General features: G+C 32.9%; 19 protein-coding genes. 13 read left to right on the forward strand and 6 right to left on the reverse strand.

What is annotated here, in order from left to right:
* The first annotated feature begins 20 nt into the window (after positions 1–20).
* Positions 21–2,864 (forward strand): excinuclease ABC subunit UvrA, encoded by a 2,844-nt coding sequence (uvrA, locus tag LSO06_RS04375; protein ID WP_231760818.1) that lies wholly within the window; start codon positions 21–23, stop codon positions 2,862–2,864.
* Entirely contained in the window at positions 2,819–6,277 is a 3,459-nt protein-coding gene (locus LSO06_RS04380) for an LPS-assembly protein LptD (protein WP_231760819.1), read from the forward strand. Before uvrA ends, LSO06_RS04380 begins: the two co-directional genes overlap by 46 nt.
* 45 nt (positions 6,278–6,322) lie before the next feature.
* Here the strand turns inward: LSO06_RS04380 and LSO06_RS04385 are convergent, their stop codons facing one another.
* Genes LSO06_RS04385 through LSO06_RS04395 form a run of 3 tightly spaced genes read right to left on the reverse strand, consistent with a single transcriptional unit; the run spans position 6,323 to position 9,066 of the window.
* On the reverse strand, positions 6,323–6,859 hold the full coding sequence (locus LSO06_RS04385) for a hypothetical protein (protein WP_231760820.1): 537 nt from the start codon (positions 6,857–6,859) through the stop codon (positions 6,323–6,325).
* Between the two features lie 23 nt (positions 6,860–6,882).
* Positions 6,883–7,476, reverse strand: a complete 594-nt coding sequence (locus LSO06_RS04390; RefSeq protein ID WP_231760821.1) for a ribonuclease H family protein — start codon at positions 7,474–7,476, stop codon at positions 6,883–6,885.
* A gap of 6 nt (positions 7,477–7,482) precedes the next feature.
* Positions 7,483–9,066: a hypothetical protein gene (locus LSO06_RS04395; protein WP_231760822.1), complete on the reverse strand. Its 1,584-nt coding sequence runs from the start codon at positions 9,064–9,066 to the stop codon at positions 7,483–7,485.
* Between the two features lie 141 nt (positions 9,067–9,207).
* Between LSO06_RS04395 and arcA the strand changes: the two genes are divergently transcribed.
* From arcA to LSO06_RS04420, 5 genes are all read left to right on the forward strand, one after another.
* Positions 9,208–10,437, forward strand: a complete 1,230-nt coding sequence (gene arcA / locus LSO06_RS04400; protein ID WP_231760823.1) for an arginine deiminase — start codon at positions 9,208–9,210, stop codon at positions 10,435–10,437.
* A gap of 19 nt (positions 10,438–10,456) precedes the next feature.
* On the forward strand, positions 10,457–11,440 hold the full coding sequence (gene argF, locus LSO06_RS04405) for an ornithine carbamoyltransferase (protein ID WP_231760824.1): 984 nt from the start codon (positions 10,457–10,459) through the stop codon (positions 11,438–11,440).
* Positions 11,441–11,495: 55 nt separating this feature from the next.
* Complete coding sequence (locus LSO06_RS04410; protein WP_231760825.1) at positions 11,496–12,908, forward strand: YfcC family protein; 1,413 nt, start codon at positions 11,496–11,498, stop codon at positions 12,906–12,908.
* A gap of 23 nt (positions 12,909–12,931) precedes the next feature.
* Positions 12,932–13,879, forward strand: a complete 948-nt coding sequence (gene arcC, locus LSO06_RS04415) for a carbamate kinase (protein WP_231760826.1) — start codon at positions 12,932–12,934, stop codon at positions 13,877–13,879.
* A 197-nt stretch (positions 13,880–14,076) separates the two neighbouring features.
* Positions 14,077–14,253 carry a hypothetical protein gene (locus LSO06_RS04420; RefSeq protein ID WP_231760827.1) on the forward strand — a complete coding sequence of 59 codons (177 nt, stop codon included), beginning with the start codon at positions 14,077–14,079 and terminating at the stop codon, positions 14,251–14,253.
* Between the two features lie 572 nt (positions 14,254–14,825).
* Here the strand turns inward: LSO06_RS04420 and LSO06_RS04425 are convergent.
* Together LSO06_RS04425 and celB are read right to left on the reverse strand one after the other, a co-directional pair.
* A complete protein-coding gene (locus LSO06_RS04425) occupies positions 14,826–15,197 on the reverse strand; it encodes an MFS transporter (protein ID WP_231760828.1) in 372 nt (123 codons plus the stop codon).
* A complete protein-coding gene (gene celB / locus LSO06_RS04430) occupies positions 15,194–16,552 on the reverse strand; it encodes a PTS cellobiose transporter subunit IIC (RefSeq protein WP_231760829.1) in 1,359 nt (452 codons plus the stop codon). The genes LSO06_RS04425 and celB overlap by 4 nt, the downstream gene beginning before the upstream one ends.
* A 181-nt stretch (positions 16,553–16,733) precedes the next feature.
* On the opposite strand from celB, the gene LSO06_RS04435 reads away from it, so the two are divergent.
* From LSO06_RS04435 to LSO06_RS04455, 5 genes are all read left to right on the forward strand, one after another.
* Complete coding sequence (locus LSO06_RS04435) at positions 16,734–17,081, forward strand: PTS lactose/cellobiose transporter subunit IIA (RefSeq protein WP_231760830.1); 348 nt, start codon at positions 16,734–16,736, stop codon at positions 17,079–17,081.
* A gap of 8 nt (positions 17,082–17,089) precedes the next feature.
* Complete coding sequence (locus tag LSO06_RS04440; protein ID WP_231760831.1) at positions 17,090–17,434, forward strand: PTS sugar transporter subunit IIB; 345 nt, start codon at positions 17,090–17,092, stop codon at positions 17,432–17,434.
* A 1-nt stretch (position 17,435) separates the two neighbouring features.
* A complete protein-coding gene (locus LSO06_RS04445; RefSeq protein ID WP_231760832.1) occupies positions 17,436–18,566 on the forward strand; it encodes a DUF871 domain-containing protein in 1,131 nt (376 codons plus the stop codon).
* A gap of 153 nt (positions 18,567–18,719) precedes the next feature.
* Complete coding sequence (locus LSO06_RS04450) at positions 18,720–22,565, forward strand: Eco57I restriction-modification methylase domain-containing protein (RefSeq protein WP_231760833.1); 3,846 nt, start codon at positions 18,720–18,722, stop codon at positions 22,563–22,565.
* A 181-nt stretch (positions 22,566–22,746) separates the two neighbouring features.
* Complete coding sequence (locus tag LSO06_RS04455; RefSeq protein ID WP_231760834.1) at positions 22,747–23,478, forward strand: OspD family protein; 732 nt, start codon at positions 22,747–22,749, stop codon at positions 23,476–23,478.
* A 536-nt stretch (positions 23,479–24,014) separates the two neighbouring features.
* On the opposite strand, the gene LSO06_RS04460 is transcribed toward LSO06_RS04455, so the two are convergent.
* Positions 24,015–25,298, reverse strand: a complete 1,284-nt coding sequence (locus LSO06_RS04460) for a complement regulator-acquiring protein (protein WP_231760835.1) — start codon at positions 25,296–25,298, stop codon at positions 24,015–24,017.
* 462 nt (positions 25,299–25,760) lie between these two features.
* On the opposite strand from LSO06_RS04460, the gene LSO06_RS04465 reads away from it, so the two are divergent.
* Positions 25,761–25,946 carry a hypothetical protein gene (locus LSO06_RS04465; RefSeq protein WP_304502609.1) on the forward strand — a complete coding sequence of 62 codons (186 nt, stop codon included), beginning with the start codon at positions 25,761–25,763 and terminating at the stop codon, positions 25,944–25,946.
* Positions 25,947–26,097 lie beyond the last annotated feature (151 nt).

Below are 26,097 nucleotides of genomic sequence, written 5' to 3' on the forward strand. Positions count from 1 at the left end.
TAGGCAAGGGGTGTGCGTTTTTGAATGAAAAAATTACTGTCAGAGGTGCAAAGGAACATAATTTAAAGAACATTAACGTTGATATTCCAAGGAATAGTTTAGTGGTGATATCCGGTAAGAGTGGCTCTGGGAAGTCCTCTTTGGCTTTCGATACAATTTTTGCAGAAGGGCAGAGAAGGTACATGGAGTCCGTATCGGCTTATGCAAGGCAATTTTTAGGAGTAATGAAGAAGCCTAACGTTGACTATATAGGTGGGCTCTCTCCTGCTATTTCTATTGAGCAAAGGACAATAAGTAACAACCCAAGATCAACGGTTGGAACAATTACTGAGATTTATGACTATTATAGGTTATTGTTTTCAAAAATCGGGAAGCCATATTGTCCAAATGATGGGAGTTTAATAGAGGAACAATCTCTAGATAAAATAATCAATACTGTTTTAAGTTATGCTGAGGAAGGGTCTAGGGTTGTTTTATTCGCACCCATTGTTATGGGCGCGAAGGGCTCACATAAAAAGGAACTTGAGAGAATATTAAATCAAGGATTTAATAGGGTAAGAGTGGATTTTAAAGATTATTTGGTAGAGGACGCTATTGGATTAAGCTTAGACAAAAATAAGAAGCACAATATCGAAATTGTAGTGGATAGGATAAAATTAATTGGAGATTTAAGAATTAGACTTTCAGAGTCCATAGAAACTGCTTTGTCTGTTTCTGGTGGGTATTTACGGGTAGAAATTGAAAATAGTTTAGAAAAGGTAGATAAAATCTTTACAGAACATAATAGTTGTCCTTTATGTGGGTTTTCGCTGCCCACAATAGAACCAAGACTTTTTTCTTTCAACAGTCCATTTGGGGCTTGTAGTGAGTGTTCTGGTCTTGGAGTTACACTTGAATTTGACTTTGAAAAGATTTGTCCTAACTTGGATCTTTCTTTTAATGATGATGCATTTGTTACATTTAAAACTACTTCTTCTTGGGCTGTAGCAATTTTTAGAGGACTTTCTAATCATTATGGGTTTAGCCTAGATACTCCTGTGAGAGACATACCAGAAGATGTTCTGAGAAAGATTTTGTATGGGGCAAATGAAAAAATTGATTTTATTTATCAGTCTAGGGAAGTAGAGGGTAAAGAAATAGATGGGGGCTTTCATTATTCTAAGGAGTTTGAGGGGCTTCTTCCTATTTTAAAAAGACGTTATCTTACAACGGAATCTGAGAGCGCCAGGCTGTTTTATGAGGGTTTAATGTCTCGAAAGATGTGTAATTCTTGCAAAGGAAAGAGGTTAAGCGTAGCATCATTATCTGTTAAGTTGTGTGGAAAGGACATTCAAGAGCTTAGTAATCTTTCTGTCACAGATTCTTATTCATTTTTCGAGATGATTAGTCTTGATGAGGTTGATACAAAAATTTCTAAGGAAATTTTAAAGGAAATTAAAAATAGGCTTAAGTTTTTAGTGGACGTGGGGCTTTCTTACTTATATCTGGATAGAATATCTGGAACCCTTTCAGGAGGTGAAGCTCAGCGCATTAGACTTGCTACTCAGATAGGATCAGCACTTGCTGGGGTTCTTTATGTCCTTGATGAGCCTAGTATTGGATTGCATCAAAGAGATAATGAGAAGTTAATAAATACACTTATTAATTTAAAAAATCTTGGAAATACAGTAATCGTTGTAGAACACGATGAACAAACTCTACGCACTGCTGATTATATTGTTGACATTGGTCCTGGAGCTGGAATTCATGGAGGAGAAATAGTTGCTGAGGGGATTTTGTCCGATGTTTTAAACAATGAAAATAGTCTTACTGGAAAGTATTTGTGTGGGTCACTTAAGATAGATATTCCAAAGGTAAGGCGTGAAGCTGGAAAAGGAGAGATTGTTCTCCTAGGAGCCAATAAAAACAATTTAAAAAATATTGATGTTATGATTCCTTTAGGTCTTTTTACTGTAATAACAGGAGTTTCTGGCAGTGGGAAGAGCACTCTTTTAAATCAGGTATTATACCCGGCACTTGATAGTAGGCTAAAAGGGAATATGAGTTATTTCGATGGATTTAAAGATATTACTGGGTATGAGCAGGTTGATAAGATCATTCAGATAAATCAGAAACCAATAGGTAAGACTCCAAGGTCAAATCCATCTACTTATGTTGGATTTTTTACAGAAATAAGAGAACTTTTTGCAAGATTACCTGAATCCAAGGCTAGGGGATTTAAGGCTGGAAGATTTTCTTTTAATGTTAAAGGGGGTAGGTGTGAAAAATGTCAAGGAGCAGGTTCTTTAAATATTCAAATGCACTTTTTGCCAGATGTTTTTATCCCTTGCGATTTGTGTAAAGGTAGAAAATTTAATGAAGAGACCCTAGAGATAAGATACAAGGGTAAAAATATTTATGATGTTTTAGAAATGAGCGTAATTGAAGCTAAAGATTTTTTTGAAAATATTCCAAAAGTAAATCATTATTTAAAAATTTTAAAGGAAGTTGGTCTTGAGTATATTAAATTGGGTCAATCATCAACAACCCTTTCTGGAGGGGAGGCCCAACGTGTCAAATTGGCTTTTGAACTTGTCAAGAGGAGCACAGGGAAAACCTTTTATATTATTGATGAACCTACAACGGGTTTGCATTTTGATGATATAAGAAAATTGCTGGAAGTATTGCAGCTTCTTGTTGAGAGTGGAAATACGGTGGTTCTTATAGAACACAATTTAGATGTGATAAAACAGTCGGATTACATAATAGATTTAGGACCTGAGGGTGGATTGTCTGGGGGTGATATTGTTATATCCGGAACCCCTGAAGAGGTTTCAAAATGCGAGAGTTCCTATACAGGAATGTTTTTAAAAAATCTTTTGTAATACTATTAAGTGTTGCTAACTCTTTTATCCTGTTTGCTCAAAGTGAGAAGGGAAAACCGGCAGAGAATCAAAAGTTAACTTTAATGCAAAAAGCCAATCTGAAGGAACTTGAACTTTCTAGTGATGAAGATTTAAAGAAATGGGCCTTGAAAGAAGGTATTGAAGAAGAAGATGTTTCTAGGATAAGGGAGTTACTCCTGAAAAAATTTGGATTGGCTCCTAATTTTTTTTCAAAAGATGGAGGCAGATATAAGATAATCATTAAAAGTACAGATAATCTTGAAAATTTTACCTACCAACTTACTAAGGATGAAAATATTATATTTAAGGGGAAAGTTAGCCTTATTATTGAGGATATTAGAGATAATAAAAAGCATAATATCAAGGGCGATCAAATTATTTTTAATAGAAATACTAAAAAGCTCTTTGCTAGCGGAAATGTTAACTATACGCTTGATTTAACCTCCGATGAGAAGTTGTATTTTTACGGCAGCGAATTGTTTGTTGATTTTGACTCTCAGAATTTTCTTCTAAAAAATGGAATTATTCAAAAGAAAATGCATAAAAATTTAATTAATCACATTGTTTCATTTGGAGGAGAGGTTTTAAAGAGGTTGGATAATGATACAAATATACTAGAAGGGGCTTTTATCACAACTAGTAAAATTCCAGATCCTTATTATTCTATTAGGGCTTCCAAAATATGGGTCTTGCCTTCTGGAGATTTTGGAGTTGTAAATGCCTTATTTTATATGGGTAAGGTTCCCATATTATATATTCCATTCTTTTTTAAACCGGGCGATAGTTTGTTTTTCAATCCGTCTTTGGGATATTCTTCAAGGAAGGGGTTTACTCTTTTTAATACTGTCTATTTGTTTGGAAAAAGGGCTGTTAGTAACGAAGATGCTTCTTTTCTAGATTTTGACTTTAATTCGGTATACAACTCGAATAAAGATCCCTATATTAGGAACGGCTATTTGACTTATTTCTTTTCTAAGGATGCTGCCTCTAAAGTAGGCAAGGACCATGTTAAATTAATTTTCGATATTTATTCTAATTTAGGATTTTATTCGGGTCTTGATTTTGATGTCGGTGCTACTTTAGGCAGTTTTAAGACTTTTGAAGGTAGTTTTGGGTTAGGGTTTGCAAGGACTTTATATAAACATAGTGGTACTGGGGCTTATAGGCCTTTTGAAGAGAAAAGTGTCAATTATTCCATTTTTAATTTTGATAATTTAAACAAGGGTGACATATTTGGATTTGAGGTTCCTTTTAGGTATTTATTGAAAACCAAGGCAGAATTCTTAATAAGCGATGCACTTCTTTCGGTGGTTTTTGAGCACTATTCAGATCCTTATGTGATAATTGACTTTAAAAATAGATTGGAAAACTCAACACTTCTCTCCCTTCTTGGATCTCAGAAAGAATATTCAGAGACAGAAAACATGATAAAGACATTCGATTGGAATTTGTCTTCTTTTTATAATCGAACTTTCGGTGATAACACAATTTTTGATTATAAGCTAAATAACTTCGGGTTTAGTTTTAAATTGTCAGATTCTGATAATATCTATAGTAAAGACCCTTTAATAAAACCAAAGGACGTGATGGATCCTACCAGAAAGTGGTTTTATTTAGAGAGGGTTTACATTCCCTATGTTGACATCAATTTTCAAAAAGATCTTTATAACAGTAGCTGGGCTCCTTTTTCTGGTAATAAGGATAAAGAAATGATTATGGCTCCCAAAGTCAAAAATATTGGAGAGGATAGTGATGATGTAGATGATATACAGGATAAAAAAAAGAAAGACAACTCCAAGAAAATTAAAGAAAAGGATGATTTAAAAAAGGATTTGTATGTGTATCCTGAAGTAATTGCGTCAAACGATATTAATAATTCAGATTCTTTCTATATTAGACTTGGAATTAATCCTTATTTTAAAAATAATGTATTCTTTGATAATTCTAAAGCCAAATCTCCCCAAGAATTTAAATATGATGTAAAAAGCTATTTGTTTGATATTAAAAATAAAATAGATCTAAAGCTTCATGCTGACTTGTACAACCGGCTTATTACTTTTGAGGAAGTTGTGTATCTAAATACCGAAGAGTATAATCCTCTAGACAAGGATTATAATTTAGTGGATAAGGAAAAGAAAGGAGAGCATTCAGTTATTAATAAAATAAATTTAGAATTGCTTCCTTTCATTATGTACCCTGCTTTCTCTAGGAGCAATATTAAGGTAGAAAACAAAATTACGCTTTATTTATTTGATAAAAAGTATGATAGAGAAGCTAAAATTTTGGACGGGAAGAGCAGCAGTGTCTTTTGGAAGAGCCCCGAAACCCTTCATCAGGAGATAAACGTTAATTTGATTTATGACTACAGGTATTTTACTACTAGTCTTTCAAGTTTACTAAAGAATACCTTTGAGAATATATATGCGTCTTCTGAACTTAAATTTTCTTTAGAGTTTCCCTATTTACTGCAGGAAGTAGGCGTCGGAGTAAGATACGATCAAAAATTTAAGGAAGATGATAAATCTAAGCTTGCGAGGATATCCGTTAGTCCAGAGGAACCTTTAAGGCCAACTTCTCCTTATAAAGGCTTGGAAATGAGTCCTGCTCTATATTATAAAATAGAACCTAGGTATTTAGATTATTTTAAGGTTGCCTTTTTGGCTGCCTATGATCCTTTGATTAATAGAGTTTCTGAACTTTCCTTTAAGCTAAATGCTTACGATTTTGAACTTACGTTTGCAATGAAGGATGAGTTTGAGTATAGATATGATAAGATGTTGGGTGATTTTTTAAAGGTGGGGACTACTACTAAGCTTGTTCCATATCTTCTAGATTCTCGATATAAAAGGGATTTATATACTTTCAGATTTTTTGATGAAAAATTTTCGGTTGGATTAGGAATAGATACTGGGTGGAAAATGAATTTGCAAAAATTTGTTGATGATAACGAACTTTGGGCTGAATTTAGTCTTAGATTTAAATATACTGAGTTTTTTGAGTTGTACTTTTCTACACGCTCCATTAACACAAAGACTTTTAAATATTTTGGAGGATATATGAATCAAGTTGATCTTGAAGCGGTTAATATTTTTTCAGATTTACTTAAGTCATTCAATTTCTTTAATTTGCAGGATAGGAAAGATTCATTATTTAAGATTAAGAAGATTAGTACAGGCTTTAAGTTCAATTTTTATGATTGGAAGTTTGTAGGAGAATATGATTTAAATCCAGATATTTTAAAAGATTCTAGCAGTGGGAAGTATTCTTCTATATGGAGGAATAATTTTTCAATTTATATTTCTTGGAATTTCTTTGAACCTGTTAAGGCTTCATTTGAGAGTAATTCAAGCACGGATTATGAGCTTTTAATTAATCGTGATACTAAGAAGTAGAGTCATTGTAAAAGGTTTTTAAAGAGAGTATTCTAATATATGAACTCATCTTTTTATATTAAGGGGTAGCTTTGGAATTCTTGATATCAAGATGTTGATGGGTTTGGTTGTATCAACGTAGGCTTTTACTATACTAAGTTTCAGGATAGCTGGATATTTAATTTTGTTAAATGAATAGTTGTGTTTTTCTGTTTTATTAGCTGAGATTTGTGTATTTTCATTGGGACTGTCTAGTGGATAAATTGTAAATTTTTGAGAAGTCTCAGGTCCAATAAAAAACTCTTTGTATTTCTTGTTATATTGGTCTAGTTTATTCATTAATATAAGATCGTTCTCTGTTGTAACAATATTCTTGGAATTTAAACTTGTATTTTGCCAGTTTATTTTTACGATCTCATGACTTTTATTTGTGATCTGGATGCAAACGTATTCGTCTGTAGCCCTAGGAACGTCTATACTAATATAATCCTCAGTGGATTCCACTATGTCAAACTTTGTTTCGTATTCTTTTTGAAATTCCACCGTAGTGCATGAAACTACTAACAACAAACATGTCGTTTTAACAATCGCCCTTATCTGCATATATTTACTCATAAAATACTAATTCATCTTTTATGAAAGCCAAGATCTGCAATGTTATTATCCCCAGGGATAAACAGTACCTGACCGCCTTTATCTTCGAAATCATTTCTCAGCTTGATTACATTTTTGACCAACTTGATAGTAGTTTCTTTTAATTTTTTTCTATTGTAAAATCCTTTTGACCAGTAGTCGATTACTAATTTACTATCTCCAAATATATTCTTTACATCTTCTTTTAGTGCTATTTTTAATGCTATATATAAACCAAGAAGTTCTCCATAATTATTGCTAATGCCGTCAAAATCTTTTACATAATAATTGTCGTGTTTGTTAATTAAACTTTGGTCTATTAATTTGTTTAGTATAGAGACTCCTTCTTCATTTACAACTCTAACCTCTACTCCTTTACCCCTCCCTGTCCCTGAGTCAAAATAGATACCCATTGGGTAGGTATTGCTATTTGAGTCTTTATCTAACCAATTCTCTGCTTCTTCTTTAGTTTTAAAACTTTTGATTTTATTTTTTTCCCCTGTAATCCTGCTTTTACATTCTTCCCAAGATGTAAAAACAGTTTTTTCATTTCTATCGGGGAAAATACAAGCATAGTATTTTCCCATATCAAATTAACCTCCTAAGCACCAAGCATTAGTTATATTGCAGGGTTTTCCAAAGATTTTTTCATTTGAACGTTTCGTTTCTATTTTGTCTATTATTTCTCTATTGTATCCTATAAATTTTTCTTTAAGGGTGGGCGCTATTACCCTTTTGGGTAATACACTTGGGAATATTCCTGCTATTGTATATGACATGTAAAAATCATAGGCAGCTGCGTTTATTTCTCCAGGAGTTACTAAACCAGATATTTCGTAGTTCCGTGAGACGTTAAGCCCAGCTACTCTGTATATTCTGTCAACTACCAATGAACAATAAGTTTTATGGTGAATTTCTTCAAGATTAAATGAGTCAGACCACATATTAGAGGATAGTAAGGGTACCATGTATCCGAAATTATTGTCAACATACCTATTTCTTCCAAAATTTATTGCCCTTTGGATGGTGTTATTATCTGCTATAGGTGATAATATTTTCAATATTCTTGCCTGTACATAAGTTGAGAGCTTTTCATATCCTGATCCTTGGACAGATGCCGTTTCAAACTTAATTTGATTGCTTGTAATTACAGATTTTATATCAAAGCTGTCTTCTCCTTTAAATATAATTTTTTTTGTACTATCATACTTGTCAGCATCGAATACCCCCACGTGTTGCCAAAAGTAAAAAAATTCAGTCCAATCGATTTTTGGTTTTATTAGTATGATGTCTCCGTTTGATAAGAGAGCTCTTAACTTTTGAGGTGTTATTTCTATGCCGGTATCTGGATCTATGATGTTGGGAATTAAGCTATGGTTGTTTTTTAAATTCTCTTTCAGTTGTGTTGGGTTGTAAGAAGAATTATTTGCATCAGCAATTTTTTGTTTTTCAAGTATTGCCTTTACTTTGTTATCTTCAATTTTAAGAAAGGACATGAAGCTACTGAAGTATTGCTTTTCTTTAATTTTTAATAATTGATTTGCTATTATATGGGGAGTTATGTATTCCTTTCCATTAATTGTGTCTTTATTAATGGAATAACTTATTGAATCATCTTGAGGGAAAAAAGAATTAATATTATCGAAAGGTATGTATCCTATATTTTTTTCGTGAAATATTTGTTCTAATAATGCTAAGATTTCCTTTTCCAAGTACATTTGTGCTTCAGTTATTTCTGTTAGTTTTTTGTTAGCTGAATTTGATTGAATTTCATTAGATTTTTTTCTAAAGCTTGTATCAACTTTGATGTTTAAATAGCCGTTTACATTGCTTTTTTCAAGAAATTTTTCCCATTCTTGTGAGTCATTTAAGTGTCTTTTGTAGGCTAATAAGTAATTTTTTATTTCTTCTAATTTTTGGGGATTGATTTTTAAATCGACTGCTACCATTCTTAGTAAATGAGCTTCTTCTGTTTGTTGTAATATTTTTTCAATTTTATTTAATGGTATACGATAGTTAGTATATGTCATGTTAGTTACAAGAGAATGGCTGGAAGGCGAGTTATGGGTTAGAAAAATGACAGAAGCATTATTATTTTTCTGTTCTTCATTGAATAAAGCACATGAGCATGTTAGAAAACAGGCTATTAAACTCAATATACATTGAACAAAGCGCATGTCATTATTTTATCATAATCAACTTTAAGCATTTTTATCTATTTTTATAAGTTTTAAATTACATTGATTTTTTATTATTTAAGCTTTAATATGTAAGCATAATTAAAGTTTTTAAGCTTTTTTATAAAGGGGGTTTTGTATATGAAATGTTTAAAACCAATAAGTGTATTTTCAGAGATAGGTCGTTTAAGGAAGGTTTTATTGCATAGACCTGGAGAAGAATTGGAAAACTTAACACCTTCAATAATGCAAAGGTTATTATTTGATGATATTCCTTATCTTGAAGTTGCAAAACAAGAACATGATGCTTTTGCAGACACTTTAAGAAATAATGGAGCTGAGGTTGTCTACATTGAAGATTTAATTAGTGAGACTATTTCTAGTAGTGACGAGATTAAAGATAAGTTTGTGTCTCAGTTTATTCTTGAGGCAGGAATTAGAACTGAAAATAAGACTAGAGCTTTAAAAGATTATTTTTATAATATGTCTGTCAAGGATATGATTTCAAAGATGATATCAGGAGTTACAAGAGATGAACTTAAGAATTATAAATCCGATTCTCTCAATTATTTAGTAAACAGTGAGTATCCTTTAATTACGGACCCTATGCCTAATGTACTCTTTACAAGAGATCCCTTTGCAAGTGTCGGGAATGGGGTAACAATAAACAGGATGAGAACTAGGACAAGGAGAAGAGAGACAATATTTGCAGAGTATATTTTTGGTTATCATCCTGTTTACAAAGAAAATATACCTATATGGTTTACTAGAGACGAAGATACTACTTTAGAAGGTGGAGATGAGTTAATCTTGAGTCGAGATGTTTTAGCTATTGGTGTTTCTGAGAGAACTGAGGCTGAATCTGTTGAAAAAGTAGCTAGAAAGCTTTTTCAAGCAAAGGCATCTTTTAGTACTATTTTGGCTTTTCAAATCCCACAGAGCAGAGCTTATATGCATCTGGATACAGTTTTTACCCAAATAGATCATAATACCTTTACTAGTTTTAGCAGCGATGATATGAGTTTTACTATTTACGCTTTAACTTACGACTCGGGCTCTGGCAATATTAAGGTTAAGAGCGAGAAGGCGAAGTTGGAGGATATTTTAGGTTTCTATCTTGGGTGTAAGGTTAATATAATAAATTGTGCCGGAGGGAATTTAATTCATGGGGCGAGAGAGCAATGGAATGATGGGGCTAATACTTTAGCAATAGCTCCAGGGGAAGTGGTAGTTTATTCTAGAAATCATGTTACTAATAGATTGCTTAAAGAATTTGGAATTAAAGTTCATGAAATCCCTTCTAGTGAGCTTTCACGAGGAAGGGGCGGCCCAAGATGCATGTCAATGCCTTTAATAAGGGACGATATTTAAATTAAGGAAGGAGAATTTTATGTATAATTTACGAAACAGAAGTTTTTTAAGGATTTTAGATTTTACTCAAAAGGAAATTAAATATTTACTTGATTTGTCTCACAATTTAAAAAGAGCTAAGTATACTGGGGTTGAGAAGCAGAAACTTAAGGGAAAGAATATAGCTATAATTTTTGAAAAAGATTCAACAAGAACAAGATGTGCATTTGAGGTTGCTGCTTATGATCAGGGTGCTGGGGTTACTTATTTGGGGCCAACGGGAAGTCAAATAGGCAAGAAGGAGTCTATTGCTGATACAGCAAGAGTATTGGGAAGAATGTATGATGCTATTGAATTTAGAGGATTTTCCCAGCAGGCTGTAGAGGATTTGGCTAGATACTCTAATGTTCCAGTTTATAATGGACTAACGGATATTGCGCACCCGACACAGGTTCTTGCTGACTTTATGACCATTGAAGAGCATAAGGGGTGTTTAAAAAAATTGAAGATGGTGTTTTGTGGTGACGGTAGGAATAATGTTGCTAATTCTTTAATGGAAGGTTGTGCCATGATGGGCATGGATTTTAGAATATTTGCCCCAAAGGAACTTTTCCCAGAACCAGAGTTGGTAGACAAGGTAAGGGGAGTAGCACACAAGAGCGGAGGCAGGATTACTATTTCTAGTTCTATTGAAGAAACAGTTAAAGATGCTGATGTTGTCTATACTGATGTTTGGGTATCTATGGGAGAAATTAATTGGGATGAAAGGATAAAGCTTTTAAAGCCATATCAGGTTAATAAGGAACTTATGAAATTAGCAAAGGAAGATGCAATATTTATGCATTGCCTACCGGCTTTTCATGATTTAAATACAGTGCTTGGTAAGGAATTATTTGACAAGTATGGTCTTGAGGGTGTTGAGGTTACGGATGATGTTTTTGAAAGTAATCAATCTGTTGTGTTTGATGAGGCTGAAAATAGATTGCATACAATTAAGGCTGTAATGGTTGCAACTTTGGGTTAGTCTTGTTTACATTGTGTTGTGTTAAGGAAATGCGAGATGTGTCAGGAGGGATATCATGATTGGGAAGATCAAAATTCCGAGTAGTTTTACAATAATATTTTCTTTAATAGTTATTATGACGGTATTAACTTATGTATTACCCGCTGGTGAGTTTTCTAAGGAGATGAGAGAAGTTAGTGGGAGCATGAAAGAGGTTGTTGTGGCTGGGACTTACCACACAGTGGATAGGGCTCCTAGGGGATTTTTTGATGGTATTTATACCGTTTTAACTTCAATGGCTAAAGGCATGGAACATGCTGTTGAGGTTATTGTATTTATTTTAATTGTTGGTGGAGCTTATGGTGTAATTTTAAGAACCGGAGCAGTTGATGCGGGAATAGCTGCAGCAATTAGAAAGATGGGAAACAAGGATAAGCTTCTTATTCCTTTTATGATGTTTATTTTTTCAATAGGAGGAACTACAACGGGAATGTGCGAAGAAACACTTCCATTTTACCTTGTCATGATTCCTTTAGTGCTAGCCTTAGGTTATGATATGATAGTGGCGGTTTCAATTATTGCATTAGGAGCTGGTATAGGAACTATGGCCTCCACTATTAATCCATTTGCAACAGGAATTGCGTCAGCGATCGCTGGTATTGATTTAAATGAAGGATTTTATTTTCGCATTGTTTTATATGTAGTATCTACTTTGGTTGCAATAATATATGTTTTAGTGTACGCGGTAAGAGTTAAGAATGATCCCACTAAATCTATAGTTTATGCAAAAAGGGAAGAACACTATAATGCATTTATTAAAGATAGCGGCGGTAATAGCGGGTCGGATATCCCAGAGTTTACAAATGCACGTAAAATAGTTTTGCTTTTATATGGGATAATGATTTTATTTTTAACATATAGCATTATACAACTTGGTTGGTGGATGCAAGAGATGACTATGTTGTATCTTGGCACAGCTATTCTTTCGGCCTTGGTTTGCAAGATGAGTGAATCTCAGATGTGGGATGCATTTATAGAGGGTGCTAAAGATATGATGACAGCTGCTGTTATTATTGGAATAGCTAGAGGGGTTATGATAGTAGCTGACGATGGATTGATTACGGCTACAATATTAAATGCAGCGGCTGAATTTTTATACGGATTGCCAAAAGTTTTGTTTATAGTTTTAAATGAAATTGTACAAATACTGATAGGGTTTGTTGTCCCCTCATCGTCTGGGCATGCAAGTCTTACGATGCCAATAATGGCACCTTTGGCTGACTTTTTGGAGATGCCACGGGCATCTGTTGTTATTGCAATGCAAACAGCATCTGGGCTTGTCAATTTATTGACTCCTACTGGAGTTATAATGGCAGTTTTAGGAATTGCAAGATTAGGATATGGAAGTTGGGTTAGATTTGTTGTGCCATTGTTTGTTATTGAATTTGTAATATGTATTTTGGTGATAATGGCCAATGTTTATATTTAATCATAGATGAGGAGTGTATGAAGATGGATAGTAAGAAAATAGTCATATGTCTTGGGGGAAATGCCTTGGAGGATGGCAATGGCGAGGCAACGGCTGAAAAGCAGTTGGAGGTTGTAATGAAAAGTATTACAGGGATTGTGGATTTAATTGAGAGTGGACATGAGGTAGTTATTAGTCATGGCAATGGTCCGCAAGTAGGCAGGATAGTCCTTCAGAATGAAATGGCTAGACATGAAACTCCTGCTATGCCGCTTGATATATGTGGGGCGATGAGTCAAGGTATGATAGGGTATCACATTGAACAGGCTTTAAGAAATGAGCTTAGGAAAAGGGGTGTGAGTAAAGATGTTGCTGTATTGATTACTCAAGTCATAGTTGACAAAGAAGACAAGGGATTTAGGGATCCTAGTAAACCGATTGGTCCATTTTATGATAGAGCTACGGCATTGGAACTTGAAAAGAGCAAGGGGTATGTTCTGAGAGAGGACAGCGGCAGGGGTTACAGGAGAGTAGTAGCTTCTCCGATGCCATTAGAGATAGTAGAGATTGAAGCAATAAAGGAATTAATCGGAAAGGGATTTATAGTCATTGCTTGTGGTGGAGGTGGAGTGCCTCTTGTAAGAGATTTAAGAGGAAATATTGAAGGAGTAAGTGCGGTAATTGATAAAGATTTTGCCTCATCTAGATTAGCTCAGGATGTAGGGGCAGATGTTTTGATTATACTTACAGCTGTTGAGAAGGTATCATTAAATTTTGGTAAATCGGATGAGATTTTGTTAAATGAGGTTAGTACTTCAGATATGGAAAAATACATAGATGAAGGGCATTTTGCAGTAGGATCTATGCTGCCTAAAGTGCAGGCTGGTATGGAGTTTGTAAAGTCTAGTGAAGGAAGGATAGCCATCATTACGTCATTAGATAAACTTAGTAAAGACATAGAGAATGCTAGAGGTACTGTCATTAAAGACTAAGGAAGTAGTATAGAAGAAGAATAAGGGCGTATTGAGGGTTTATTTTGATTTATGAGTACGCCCTTATTTCCAAAATTGCTGTAATTTTAATTTTTAATTATTCAGGGTTGATTTGTTTCGAAAAACTAGTTTGTAATTTAATGGCTCTTTTTTTGGCTTTAAATTTGTATGTAACTATAGCGGATAGGGTACAAAAAATGAGTACCAGTAGGACAAGTGTATTTATGGCACTCATTAAATTAGATAACACTGAGCATATTAATAGTACTAAGAATGAGAATAAACGAGATATTGTACTGTTAATGGAAGTTATAGTTCCTAAAACTTTTGAATCAATATTCTTTCGTAAAAAATATTCCAAATTATTAGAATAAAGACTAACCATAGTTACTAAGAGTGTGATTATGGTAGTAAACATATAAATATGTGAAACTGTTTTTATTAAAATTGATAATAAAGCCATGGTAGTTAAAATGATATAAATGGAATACTCAGGGCGTTTAATTTTCTTAAATGTCCATGCTCCTATAATATCTGACAAACGAAATAATATATACATGGTTCCAAATGTACTAATGGGTATATTTTTATCAGTAAAAATTACTTGCCAGTATAAATAGAAAGGTTGCAAGAATAACTGAATGGCACTAATTAGGATAAATAACTCCAGGAGAACTTCAGATCTTAAAAACCTAATTATATCTTTCTTGAAATTTATAAGATATAGCATGGTATCTTCTTTTTTATATTGATAATCTGTATTTTTATCACACGATATGAAAAGAATTGTAACTAAGGAAGATACTAAATATAGTAATAATGAAATGAGATATATTTTCAGATCAATATGCAAAAATAAGATACTGCCTATGTCGCCTGTATCAAGGTGACTCAAAAAAATTAAAAGCATTTATATCCTCTAGAAAGATAATTTTAAGCATTGGGGCTATTTTAGGTGGCGATTAAAGCTAATATCAATTGTTCCAGTACTTACTGCAGATGACATCCCATATATAAACCAAGCAGAGCAAAGAATAGCAAATGATGTCGCTTTGAAAATAATGAAATATGAAACCATTGACAAAAAAATAGACATCAAGTAAACAATTTTTCTATCAAAAATGTCTGAAATTACACCTGAGGGAAACTCAAAGATCATAATTGCAAGCATGTAGCACATTTGTACCATGGCAATATTGCCTAGCGCTAGCCCTTTATTGATTAAAATAATAGTCAGAACTGCGTGCGGAAGTGTTCTTGCAAATTCTGATAAAAACAAAGAACAAAAATAATATTTTTCATGTTCATTCCTTATCATAACCCCTGACGGCCTTTACAAGATGTGTTTTTTCGGGTATTTTCTTGCTTTAAGAGAACTTTTTCATAGGCTTTTAGGAAGGGGAAGTAGATCAGTGTAGAAAGTATCAATAATAGTAAAGATAATATAAGAGCCTTAAAGTCAAGTCCAGTAGAAATGAAAGCTGCTAGTGCTGATGGTGTTGTCCAAGGAACTAAAGTCCTAACTCTCTCAATGAATCCAAAATTAGTTAAAGAGTATGCAACAACTACGTTAATTAAAGGAACTAGTATGAAAGGAATACCTAAAATGGGATTTAAAATAATTGGAGAACCAAAAATCATAGGCTCATTGATATTGAAAAGACCAGGGATAAAGGAAAGTCTTCCTATAGTTCTTAAATGTTGAGCCTTGCTTAACATCATAGCTGCGGCAAGTCCCAGTGTCGCTCCGCTTCCGCCAATGTATACAAGTGAATCAAGAAAACCTCCAGCTAAAATATGAGGAAGAGGAATGTTATCCGATAAAGCTTTTACATTAACTTCAAGATTTGCCAAAATTATTGGATTAAGCAAAGCAATAATAACGCCACTTCCATGAAGACCACAAAACCAAAATACATGCACAATTAAGACAATAATTAATGTTCCAATTAAAGTGTCACTGATATACAGAAGAGGCCTAAAAATACTTATAATGATTTCGGGTAATAGGTTCCCTGTTGTACTTTGAACAAAGAGATTTGTGGCTTGCGCAATAAGTGTGAGTAAAACAACAGGAATTAAAGCTTCAAAGGATCTTGAAACAGCAGGGGGGACACTTTCTGGAAGTTTAATTGTTATTTTTTTATTTATTAAAAATCTATATAGTTCAACTGAAAAAATAGCAGCAATAATACCCATGAAAACTCCCTGAGCACCAAGGTATCTTGCATCAATAACGGGAAACCAGCCTCCAGGAGAAATTGCCCATTTAGTTGTCTCTCCTCCATAAGGAATCCAATCCGATTGTCCCCCTAGAATTAAAAAAGTAAAGAGAGAAAGAAATCCCCCTGTAATTTCACCGATTTTGTAAAAATTAGCCAAACTATATCCAATTCCAAAGACCACAAAAATAGCCATAATGCCCATACTTACGTAAAAAGGCTGAACAATGTTTTCCTTGTATCTTGTCATCAAATCAACATACCACTGTTGATACAAAAAATTGCTAGGATCAGTAAATGGTAAATTAACCAACAGAAGAACAAAAGATCCTACTATTAAAAAGGGCATTGAAAAAACAAATCCATCTCTAATAGCAATTAAATATTTGTTTGAAGCTATCTTGCTAGCAATAGGAACTAAACTCGATTCGATGATTTCCTGTAATTTCATAAAAACTCCTAACTTGATAATGAATATTAATCTTATTAATTATGCTCGATGGACATAACACACGTTAATTTATAATCGCACATAACATCCATAGCATTTAATTATATAATTTTAAAAATTAATACTACTTAGTATGATAAAATAAATTTAAAATAAATAAAAATATTGAAGTTGGTTTAGCATGAATAAAAAAGAGTATACTGTGGAAAAGCTAATAGATGAAGTAAGCATGCCCGTTGTAGCTTATGCTGGTGAGGCTAAGAGTTTTTTAAGAGAAGCTTTGTCACATGCAAAAGTTGGGAACTATGAAAAGTCTAGAGAAATTATAGAGGAAAGCCGAACTTCTATTGCAAGAGCACATGAGGCACACAGAGATGTAATACAATATTCGACAACAAATCCGGATTCTATTAAAACACCATTTATTTTAATTCATGCAGAAGATCATTTGATGTCTGCAATTACCGAATTAAGTATTTTTGAAGAGTTAATACAAGTCTATAAACTAATTAATGAATTAAAAAAATAGGAGAAATTATGAATATATTGCTTGTATGTAGTGCAGGAATGTCTACAAGTATGTTAGTACAAAAAATGGAAGAATACGCTAGAAAGCATAATATGGATATACGTATTGAAGCTTCATCGGAATCAAAATTTAATGAGGTGATTGATAATTTTGATGTTGTTTTGTTGGCCCCACAAGTTAGGTTTAGCAAAGGAAGGCTGGAAGATATTGCAAGGCCAAAGGGGATTCCTGTTGAATCAATAGATACAATTGATTACGGAACGATGAATGGAGCTAATGTGTTAAACCTTGCTTTTAATGCAGTAGCTAGGAAGCAAGATTTAGTTAATAGTCAAAGCTTGAAGGAAATTTGAGATGAAGGAAATAGGAGTATCAATATACCCTAATGTAAGCTCTAAAAATAGAATTATTGAATACTTGGAAAAAAGTGCATCTCTTGGGTTTACAAGAGTGTTTACATCTCTTCTTTATACTGATGGTGCTGAGTTTAGCACCTTTAAAGAAGTTCTTGATACTGCAAACAAATTGGGAATGAAGCCAATTATAGATGTAGCACCTTGCATTTTTAAGAAACTGAATATTGATTTTACGGATCTTAGAAATTGTTTAAAGCTTGATTATTTCAAGCAACTTGGAGCTTGGGCTATTAGGCTTGATTGTCCGTTTACGGGAATTGAAGAGTCATTAATGACCTTTAATGACTCTAACTTGAAAATAGAGTTAAATATAAGTAGTATCAATGGACATATAGATACAATAATGTCTTTCAGGCCAAACAAAGATAATTTACTAGGATGTCATAATTTTTATCCACACAAATATACAGGTCTTTCAAGAGATTTTTTTAGAGCAACTACAAAGGCATTTAAACGAAATTCAATACCTACGTCTGCGTTTGTCAGCTCAGTTAAAGCAGAAGAGTGTGCAAGGGGAATTGAAAAAGATGGAGCACCTACACTAGAAGAACATAGAGATAAGGATATTGAACTTCAAACCAAAGATCTTTTCAAAGAAGGAATGGATGCAGTCATTATTTCAAATTGTTTTCCAGATGATTTGGAGCTAGAAAAGATGGCTAGAGTAAATAGATGTTTGCTGGAATTGAAAGCTAGTTTAAATCCCAGAATCAGTCCCATAGAAAGGGAAGTGATTTTAGATGTCCTGCATTTCAATAGGGGCGATATTACTTCTTATAGGCTTCGGTCAACCATGCCAAGAGTATATTATAAAGATGCAAATTTTACATTACATTCTCCCGATGAGATTAAACGAGGCGATATATTGATAGATTCTTCGCAGTATTTGGGGTATGGTGGGGAACTTCAGGTAGCTCTTAAGGACACGTCTAATAATGGACTTGTTAATGTGGTTGGAAGAATACATGAGGAGGAATTATATCTTCTTGATGAAATAAAAGCTTGGGAAAAATTCAAAATCATAGAAATGAAAGAAAGAGATATTAATATTTACCAAAACTCTCTATAAGCTTACTTGCTGTTAATTTAAGATCATCTTTATTAGTTTATAGCTTTCTAGCAAATTAGAACAAAGTCAAGAGTTTTTTTGTAAGGTTTGGCAACATTAAGTGTATTTAAATTAAATTAATTTTAGGGGTAGTCGTTAACTAAAACTGAGAACATGAGTGAAGGAAAAGAAATATTAGGGGTAAAAACCAATCACCCATATGTAAATGAATACAGAGATACTGTAAATAATCTTTTTACAAATACTAGATCTAGAGATGATCTAGAAAATTTTTTTTACTACTTTGAAAGGGAATTTAAAAATATAAAATTTGGGAACTTTACGTCAGAATCAGAAGTAAAAACTTTCGTTGAAACTATTTTCGTAGAGCTGTCCTATGCAGTTAAGCAACAAATTGGTGTTGTAGAAAGCGATAAATTATCAATAACGGATATTTTATTGTTTAAAAATCAAGATGACAAGGAATTTTTTGAAAAAAGTTTAATTGGTAGCGAAATAATTCTTAGTGAAAAGATTTTACTTGTTATTGAAGTTAAAAGCCCAGATATCGATTTAGGAAAATCAGAAGACCAGTTTTATGATGCACTCAATCAATATAAAAGAGATTTTGGGATAATTACCAATGGGCATATATGGAGATTTTATGACAAATCACAAATTTATACTGGAGAGAAAAAATATATTGAGTTTAATTTTTCAGAAATATTAAAGAATAAATTTAACGGTCAGGAAGGTTTCCTTCTGTTTTATTATCTTGTTCGGAAGGACAGGTATTTAAGTGGTGAAATTGAAGAAGAAAAAATAGAAAGGATACGTGAACAAGATACAATAAAGAAAACGCTTAAGGAAATACTTTATGCAAATCCTGATGACTCTATTGTATTTAAGATATCAAAGAATATATATGAAAAAGAATTTAGAGCAAACCCTTATATTACTTTTAAAGAATTAGAGACTATTTTAGAGGAATCAATAATATTTGTACTGAGAATATTTTTCATTGCTTACATCGAAGATAAATTTAGAGATGTTTTAGAGGCGCACGCAGTATACAAAGATAAGGTTTCTTTTAGGCATTTCCTTTACCCGAAGCTAACCCAGGAAAACATAAAATACAGCGAATTATTATCTATTTTTTTGTTACTGGACAAAGGAATGGATAATGGACTTATTAAATTTCCCATGTTTAACGGAGGACTTTTTTGTGAATCTAAAGCAAGGCATTTAACAAACGAAAACTTATTAACAACAGAGGAAATAAAAGATATTTTAACCAAGATTTTGTTCTTTAAGGAGGAAAATGCTAGGAATAAAAAATATATAGGATATTCAAAGATAGATGTAAAAAGCTTTGGGGAACTTTATGAGGCACTTCTTGAGTATGATTTAAGAATTGCTCAAGATATCATTTATCGTATTAAAGTAGATGGTAATTACCTAATTTACACTGAAAATAATTTACCTACCCAATATAAAAATACAAGGGAAGATGTTAGCACATATTACAAAGGGGATATTTATCTTACTTCAATGTCTCTGAATAGAAAAAAAAGCGGAGCTTTTTATACGCCAGACAATCTTACAGAATTTATGGCAACTTCAGCCATTGAAGAACAACTTAAAAATAAATCTCCCTTCAACATTAAGATCATTGATAATGCTTGTGGATCTGGCCACTTTTTGATTTCAAGTTTAAATTATCTTACAGATAAGGTTTATGCCAGTATTGACGACTTTAAGGATGTTAAAAGTGAAATGGAAAATGAACATAGGATCATTAAAGCTGAGATTAGCAAATATGGCATAAGAAATATAGATGATAAACTAATTTTAAAGAGAATGTTGCTCAAAAAATGCATTTACGGAGTAGATATTAATCCAATTGCTGTTGAGGTTACGATGCTAAGTCTTTGGATCAATACTTTTATTTTTGGGACTCCCTTAAGCTTCATTGAGCATCACATTAAAACGGGTAATGCCTTAATTGGATATATGAGCGACGAATTTTATCATATTATTCTTAAGCATCTTCCCAACGATGCAAGCCTGTGGTTGAATGAAAAAATTAAGAATATTATTAAAAAAACAGAAGAATCTTTGCAAAAATTGAAACTCATTAACGACATTACTAAGGAACAGGTTGAAGCATCTAAGATAATTTATTCTGAGTACAAGAGAGATGGATATAAATTAAGACTGGTTTTTTCTCTGGCTAAATTATATGAACTATATTCAATTAAATCTTTAGAATTGAGTAAAAATATAACGTTTGGAGGTAGTGGTAGTTATGATGTTGCAAAATTGATAGACAGCATTATGAATGATGATATTCCAGACGATGATAGTGAGATAATAAAAGAAATTGAAGCATTTCACGATGAGTATAAGATTTTTCATTATGGAATAGAATTTCCTGATGCAGCTAATGGTTTTGAAATTGTTATTGGAAACCCACCTTGGAAGAAGGCTAAATTTAATGAGTCTGAATTTTTTGCTAAATACAACCCCGATTATAGGAAATTAAGTATACTTGAGCAAAATAAATTTAAATCAGAGACAATGGGAAGTGACATAAGCACCGAAAGTAAAATATTGACTAGTTTATATGGAGACGAGAAAAGAATTGTCGGTAAGTTAAATGATATTTATAAGAATGGTTTTAAAAAATTTTCATGTGGAGGAGATCCCAATCTTTTTCGATATTTTGTGGCATTTAATTTGAAGCTCATAGCTAGGGGAGGCAATTTAACATATCTTATTCCTTCTTGCATGTGGAGTGAACATAGCTCTCAAAAACTCAGAATATTTATTTTAAAGAACTACAAATTGAATTATCTATACCAGTTTCAGAATAATAAACGATTTACAGATGTAGTATCCTGTTTTAAGTTTGCCATTTTCCAAATTAGTAATAACGGTAGTAAAACATCGCAGTTTAAAGCAAAGTTTATGATTCAAAAGGGCGACAAAATAGTTGAAGAGATGACCGAAGAGCTAAAGTTTATTAAGAAAGGCCAAAATTTTCCTTATAAAGGGCTTCATTTAAGCTTAAAAGATATTAAAGACATTTCTCCTGTTAAATATATTGTTGCAGAATACACGAGTAAAGAAGAATTTAACCTAACCAAAAAAATGTTTAAGAAATTTGATATACTCTGTGAGGATTATATCAATTTCGGAGAGGGCCTGCACGCTACTAAATATAGATCTTATTTCAAAGAATGTGATACAAGAGAAGATGACAGTATATTCCTTTACAAAGGAGCCAACGTGCATCAATTTAATTCAAGATACTTTGAAAAGGAGGTTAAGGGTACTTCTCAGTTGTTATGGATAAGTAAGCAAGACTTAAAGAACATAGTCCCGAACTGTTTAAGATATGAGAATTTTAAAATACAATATAGGAAAATTGCAAGAAATACAGATGAGAGGACAATGATTAGCGCTTTAAAGCCTAGATATAGTTATTGTACTTACAGTTTATATTTAAATTATGAAAAACCTTCTGTATCTATTTTGAAAAAATTATTTATTATTAGCGTTTTTAATTCTTTGCCTTTTGATTTTTTAATTAGGAAATTTGTTGAAATTAATGTTCAAAAAACGTTTCTTTATCAATGTCCAATGCCCCAACCCACAGATGAGGAAATTTTAAGTAATCCAATTTACTTAAAACTAGTGAAGAATGCATGTATCTTAACTGTCAAGAATGACCCCAGCAATTTTTCTGAACTATTAGATATTAAGGAACTCGAGTTTACTGAGGAAGAGAAAGCAAAAATATCAAAATTAGATTTTAAAGATAGGTATTACCAAGAAATAGAAAGAGAGATTAATTTCATTGTAGCATTTCTTTATTCTTTGACTCCTGGCGAGTTTTTTATTTTACTTGAAGATTTTAAAGTATTGAAGAAGAAAAAAGGTAAAAATTATTTTTTGAGTTTAGTTGAGAAATATGCAAGGTGGTTGAAGGAAGAAAAGAAGCAGTTGGATTTTTAGAGATGACTCAAATGTCTAATTGAAGATAAAATAACAAGTGGCTGGAATATATCTAAGCATTACTCCAAAGACACAATAAAAGAAAGGTCTAAATAAATTAGATTTATTACTATATAATCTTGATTATTAATTTATATTTGATATAATAACGATGTTGTATCAAATATAGGAGGTATAAATAATGGAAAGGTTAATGAAAATATTAATTTTAAGTTTACTTTCGTTAATAGTAATATCTTGTACTCATGAGGAGCAAGTAGCACCAGAGGATGGAGAAAAAGAAGAACGTGTAATAATAGAACCTGTATTAACAGAAAAAGAGATATTAGATAATTTAAATCAGTCATTACACGAAACAGAAACGTTACTGGGAACTGCTAAATTAACACAGGCAAATCTAAACGCATCAAACGAACACACAGTTGGGGCTTCTATGGCATCTGCAATGAATTTAATTTCATCTGCGGCAGATCAGTTAAAAAGTGCTATAGAAAGAACAGATGAGCTATCTAAAAGGGAAGGAGTAAGTTTAGAAGGTATAAAAGAGGCTAAAGCTAAGGTAACAACTGCATCTGTGGCAGCAAAAGAAGCAGTTGATCTTTTTAAAAAAGAGGAACGGAATATACAGATAATGTATAAGGCCCAAATGGAAAAAACAAAGCCTACATCAAAGACCGAAGAAGTAAAAAATGCTGAAGCAGCCGTAGCAGAAGTTTCGAAAGCTATGCAAAAATCTGGGAAAGGAGCAGCAGAGGCAGTAGAGGCTATAAAAAATGCTTTAGATGAAAGTAAGATAGAATCTATAACCAATACAGCATCAAAGATAAGAGAAGCAGCAGGATTAGTAATAAAAATAGCTGAGAAAACAGGAAAAATAGTCAAAGAAGTTTTAAATCCATTAAACGCAACTTAAACAATTAAAATAAAAAAAAGAAAGGAATAAGTAGTTTTATTATTTTTCCTTTCTTTTCTATCATTTCTGACCCGAAAGCAGGGCTAAAAGTTAAGTAAGGTGTTAATCGCTTGCTTACTATTTTATTCCTCTGGGTGGTAAGTTCTACTAAGGTGAGATAAAAGCAAAGTCAAGGTCTAGGCCCCTGACTTTTTACTTTAGGATAATATTTATTTAAAGTAGTTATAAAGAAATAATAGATCTAAATAGCGGAAAAACAATAGGTATTAGGAAAAAATAAAAGCGGATCGACACTGAGCGCTCCTAAATACATATTGATCAGTGTTATTGTTATTCTCTTGTATTGTAATGCGCTTCATGTGAGTCAGTTTACGAATTATTTCTATTTGTTACCAAACTTCAAAATCGTCTGCATCTTATGTTGAATGGTATTAGGAAATTTGACAAAAAAAATATTTTCAATAACAATAATTTTTTGCGAAGGTCCTAGGTAGAAAAATATAGAAGGGAACGAAAAGCTCCCTTCTGTATTTGAGTCAATCTTTCCATAATTCCCATAAGGGTAGATCATGTAGGAAATCGTCATAAATTCTACTACGTGCTTTTAACATAGCAGCCCTCTCATCGGGGAGAAAAGTACTGTGTTTGAAATATTTAGTTTGTAAATGGTCGATTAATTTTTTAACATTAGAGTTGATGCCATCTTCATTTTTTTCATAAGATAAGATAATAGCATCTATCGTTTCTAGCCATTTTGATTTTATTTTATGCATTTTCTCGAGTTCTGATTCGATTGTACGAATGTCTTCTTCTTTTAATTGCGCTAATCTATGTTCTCTTTCATTTATATTCTCATATGTAGCTTCAAATAAACGTTGAATAGTCCAATATCCCATGGATACAATACTTCCAACGAGAAGATCATATTCTCTTGCTCCGTAGTCTGATATTTTGTTAAGAATTTTTGCAAAATCTCTAATTCTCTTTTCATCATACTCTAGGGATGAATAGAATTTTCTTCTGTCTTCGTCAGTATAACGACTATTGCTGCTGAAAACTTTGTACTTTATTCCAGATTGAGTTGGGCTTTCGATGTTATTAAGGTTTGATCTCTCTTTTCCTACTTGATCTACAATTTTTTTAGCAGTCTCTTTCAGTTTTTTTATCAATTCTTCTTTAGTTTGAATCAAACCAGTAGTACTTGTTTGGTCACCAGTAGTACTTGTTTGGTCACCAGTAGTACTTGTTTGGTCACCAGTAGTACTTGTTTGGTCACCAGTAGTACTTGTTTGGTCACCAGTAGTACTTGTTTGGTCACCAGTAGTACTTGTTTGGTCACCAGTAGTACCAGTTTGGTCGCCAGTAGTACCAGTTTGGCCACCAGTAGTACCAGTTTGGACGCCAGTAGTACTTGTTTGGTCACCAGTAGTACCAGTTTGGTCACCAGTAGTACCAGTTTGGTCACCAGTAGTACCAGTTTGGACGCCAGTAGTACCAGTTTGGCCACCAGTAGTACCAGTTTGGACGCCAGTAGTACCAGTTTGGTCACCAGTAGTACCAGTTTGGCCACCAGTAGTACCAGTTTGGACGCCAGTAGTACCAGTTTGGTCACCAGTAGTACCAGTTTGGCCACCAGTAGTACTTGTTTGGTCGCCAGTAGTACCAGTTTGGTCACCAGTAGTACCAGTTTGGCCACCAGTAGTACCAGTTTGGCCACCAGTAGTACTTGTTTTTGCAACACCTTTAGGGAGAAGAATATTACCAGGATTGCAAGCTAGAAAGGCCAGGACAGTGATTAAAGCTAACAATTTATTTTTCATTAAAAATCTCCTTTAATTTATGAGACAGCAAGAATTAATTTATACTCATAATCATTTGATATTATACATTAATTGATTATGAGTATAAATTATATTAGTATATTTTATGGGTTTTAATTATTAACATTAACAGAGAGAAGTTTGGCTTTAAATATATGATATGAGATATTGTATCTCATACTTTAAGTAAGTATTTCCACATATCTTCCCTAGTATGTTTTGGAAAGGGACTGTTTAAGCATGCTGGCTGCTATTCATAATCTTTGTGGTTTTGATACAATGTCCGTAACCCTGTAAGTTGTATAAATGTCTTTATGAGTTTCATCTTATTTGCACCATTGCGATCATTAGCACTCTTGAAAGTTGCCTCAGCGCTACTCTTAGCCTCCGATGCAATCTTATCAATATATCCTCTTTACTCAAAGAATTAACCTCATCCATTTCCACTTCTAAGGGTATTTAATAGCAGAAAATAAAATTAGTTTTAAAAACTCAGTTTTACTTAATAAAGACATCCTATCCAAGCTAGGGGAAATATCTCAGTTTGCTCCTCTTCACAATCCAGCCGCAATTTTAGTCATGGAAGCAACACTTAAAATATTTCCAAATATAAGACAGGTTCTATGCTTTAATACATCATGGCGCTAAAGCATAACTCCTTTTTTGTAAAGAATTACTCAATTTGACGGGAGAAACCTTAAGGTATTCACCACCAAGTTTGATGCTTTTGGGGTGCCTAGAAGATAAATTTAATAATTTTAAGTTCCTAAAGGGCAAACTAAGTTGTATACTTAGGACA

This window comes from Borrelia sp. RT5S, from assembly GCF_021165755.1.
Classification (GTDB): Bacteria; Spirochaetota; Spirochaetia; order Borreliales; family Borreliaceae; genus Borrelia.

Excerpts from the sequence above, each read along its gene's own strand:
- LSO06_RS04445 (WP_231760832.1), top strand. The coding sequence starts at position 17,436 with ATGAAGGAAATAGGAGTATCAATATACCCTAATGTAAGCTCTAAAAAT.
- LSO06_RS04390 (WP_231760821.1), bottom strand. The coding sequence starts at position 7,476 with ATGGGAAAATACTATGCTTGTATTTTCCCCGATAGAAATGAAAAAACT.
- LSO06_RS04380 (WP_231760819.1), top strand. The coding sequence starts at position 2,819 with ATGCGAGAGTTCCTATACAGGAATGTTTTTAAAAAATCTTTTGTAATA.
- LSO06_RS04435 (WP_231760830.1), top strand. The coding sequence starts at position 16,734 with ATGAATAAAAAAGAGTATACTGTGGAAAAGCTAATAGATGAAGTAAGC.
- LSO06_RS04460 (WP_231760835.1), bottom strand. The coding sequence starts at position 25,298 with ATGAAAAATAAATTGTTAGCTTTAATCACTGTCCTGGCCTTTCTAGCT.
- argF (WP_231760824.1), top strand. The coding sequence starts at position 10,457 with ATGTATAATTTACGAAACAGAAGTTTTTTAAGGATTTTAGATTTTACT.
- LSO06_RS04395 (WP_231760822.1), bottom strand. The coding sequence starts at position 9,066 with ATGCGCTTTGTTCAATGTATATTGAGTTTAATAGCCTGTTTTCTAACA.
- LSO06_RS04385 (WP_231760820.1), bottom strand. The coding sequence starts at position 6,859 with ATGCAGATAAGGGCGATTGTTAAAACGACATGTTTGTTGTTAGTAGTT.
- LSO06_RS04450 (WP_231760833.1), top strand. The coding sequence starts at position 18,720 with ATGAGTGAAGGAAAAGAAATATTAGGGGTAAAAACCAATCACCCATAT.
- LSO06_RS04440 (WP_231760831.1), top strand. The coding sequence starts at position 17,090 with ATGAATATATTGCTTGTATGTAGTGCAGGAATGTCTACAAGTATGTTA.
- LSO06_RS04425 (WP_231760828.1), bottom strand. The coding sequence starts at position 15,197 with ATGATAAGGAATGAACATGAAAAATATTATTTTTGTTCTTTGTTTTTA.
- LSO06_RS04410 (WP_231760825.1), top strand. The coding sequence starts at position 11,496 with ATGATTGGGAAGATCAAAATTCCGAGTAGTTTTACAATAATATTTTCT.
- celB (WP_231760829.1), bottom strand. The coding sequence starts at position 16,552 with ATGAAATTACAGGAAATCATCGAATCGAGTTTAGTTCCTATTGCTAGC.
- arcA (WP_231760823.1), top strand. The coding sequence starts at position 9,208 with ATGAAATGTTTAAAACCAATAAGTGTATTTTCAGAGATAGGTCGTTTA.
- arcC (WP_231760826.1), top strand. The coding sequence starts at position 12,932 with ATGGATAGTAAGAAAATAGTCATATGTCTTGGGGGAAATGCCTTGGAG.
- LSO06_RS04455 (WP_231760834.1), top strand. The coding sequence starts at position 22,747 with ATGGAAAGGTTAATGAAAATATTAATTTTAAGTTTACTTTCGTTAATA.
- LSO06_RS04420 (WP_231760827.1), top strand. The coding sequence starts at position 14,077 with ATGAGTACCAGTAGGACAAGTGTATTTATGGCACTCATTAAATTAGAT.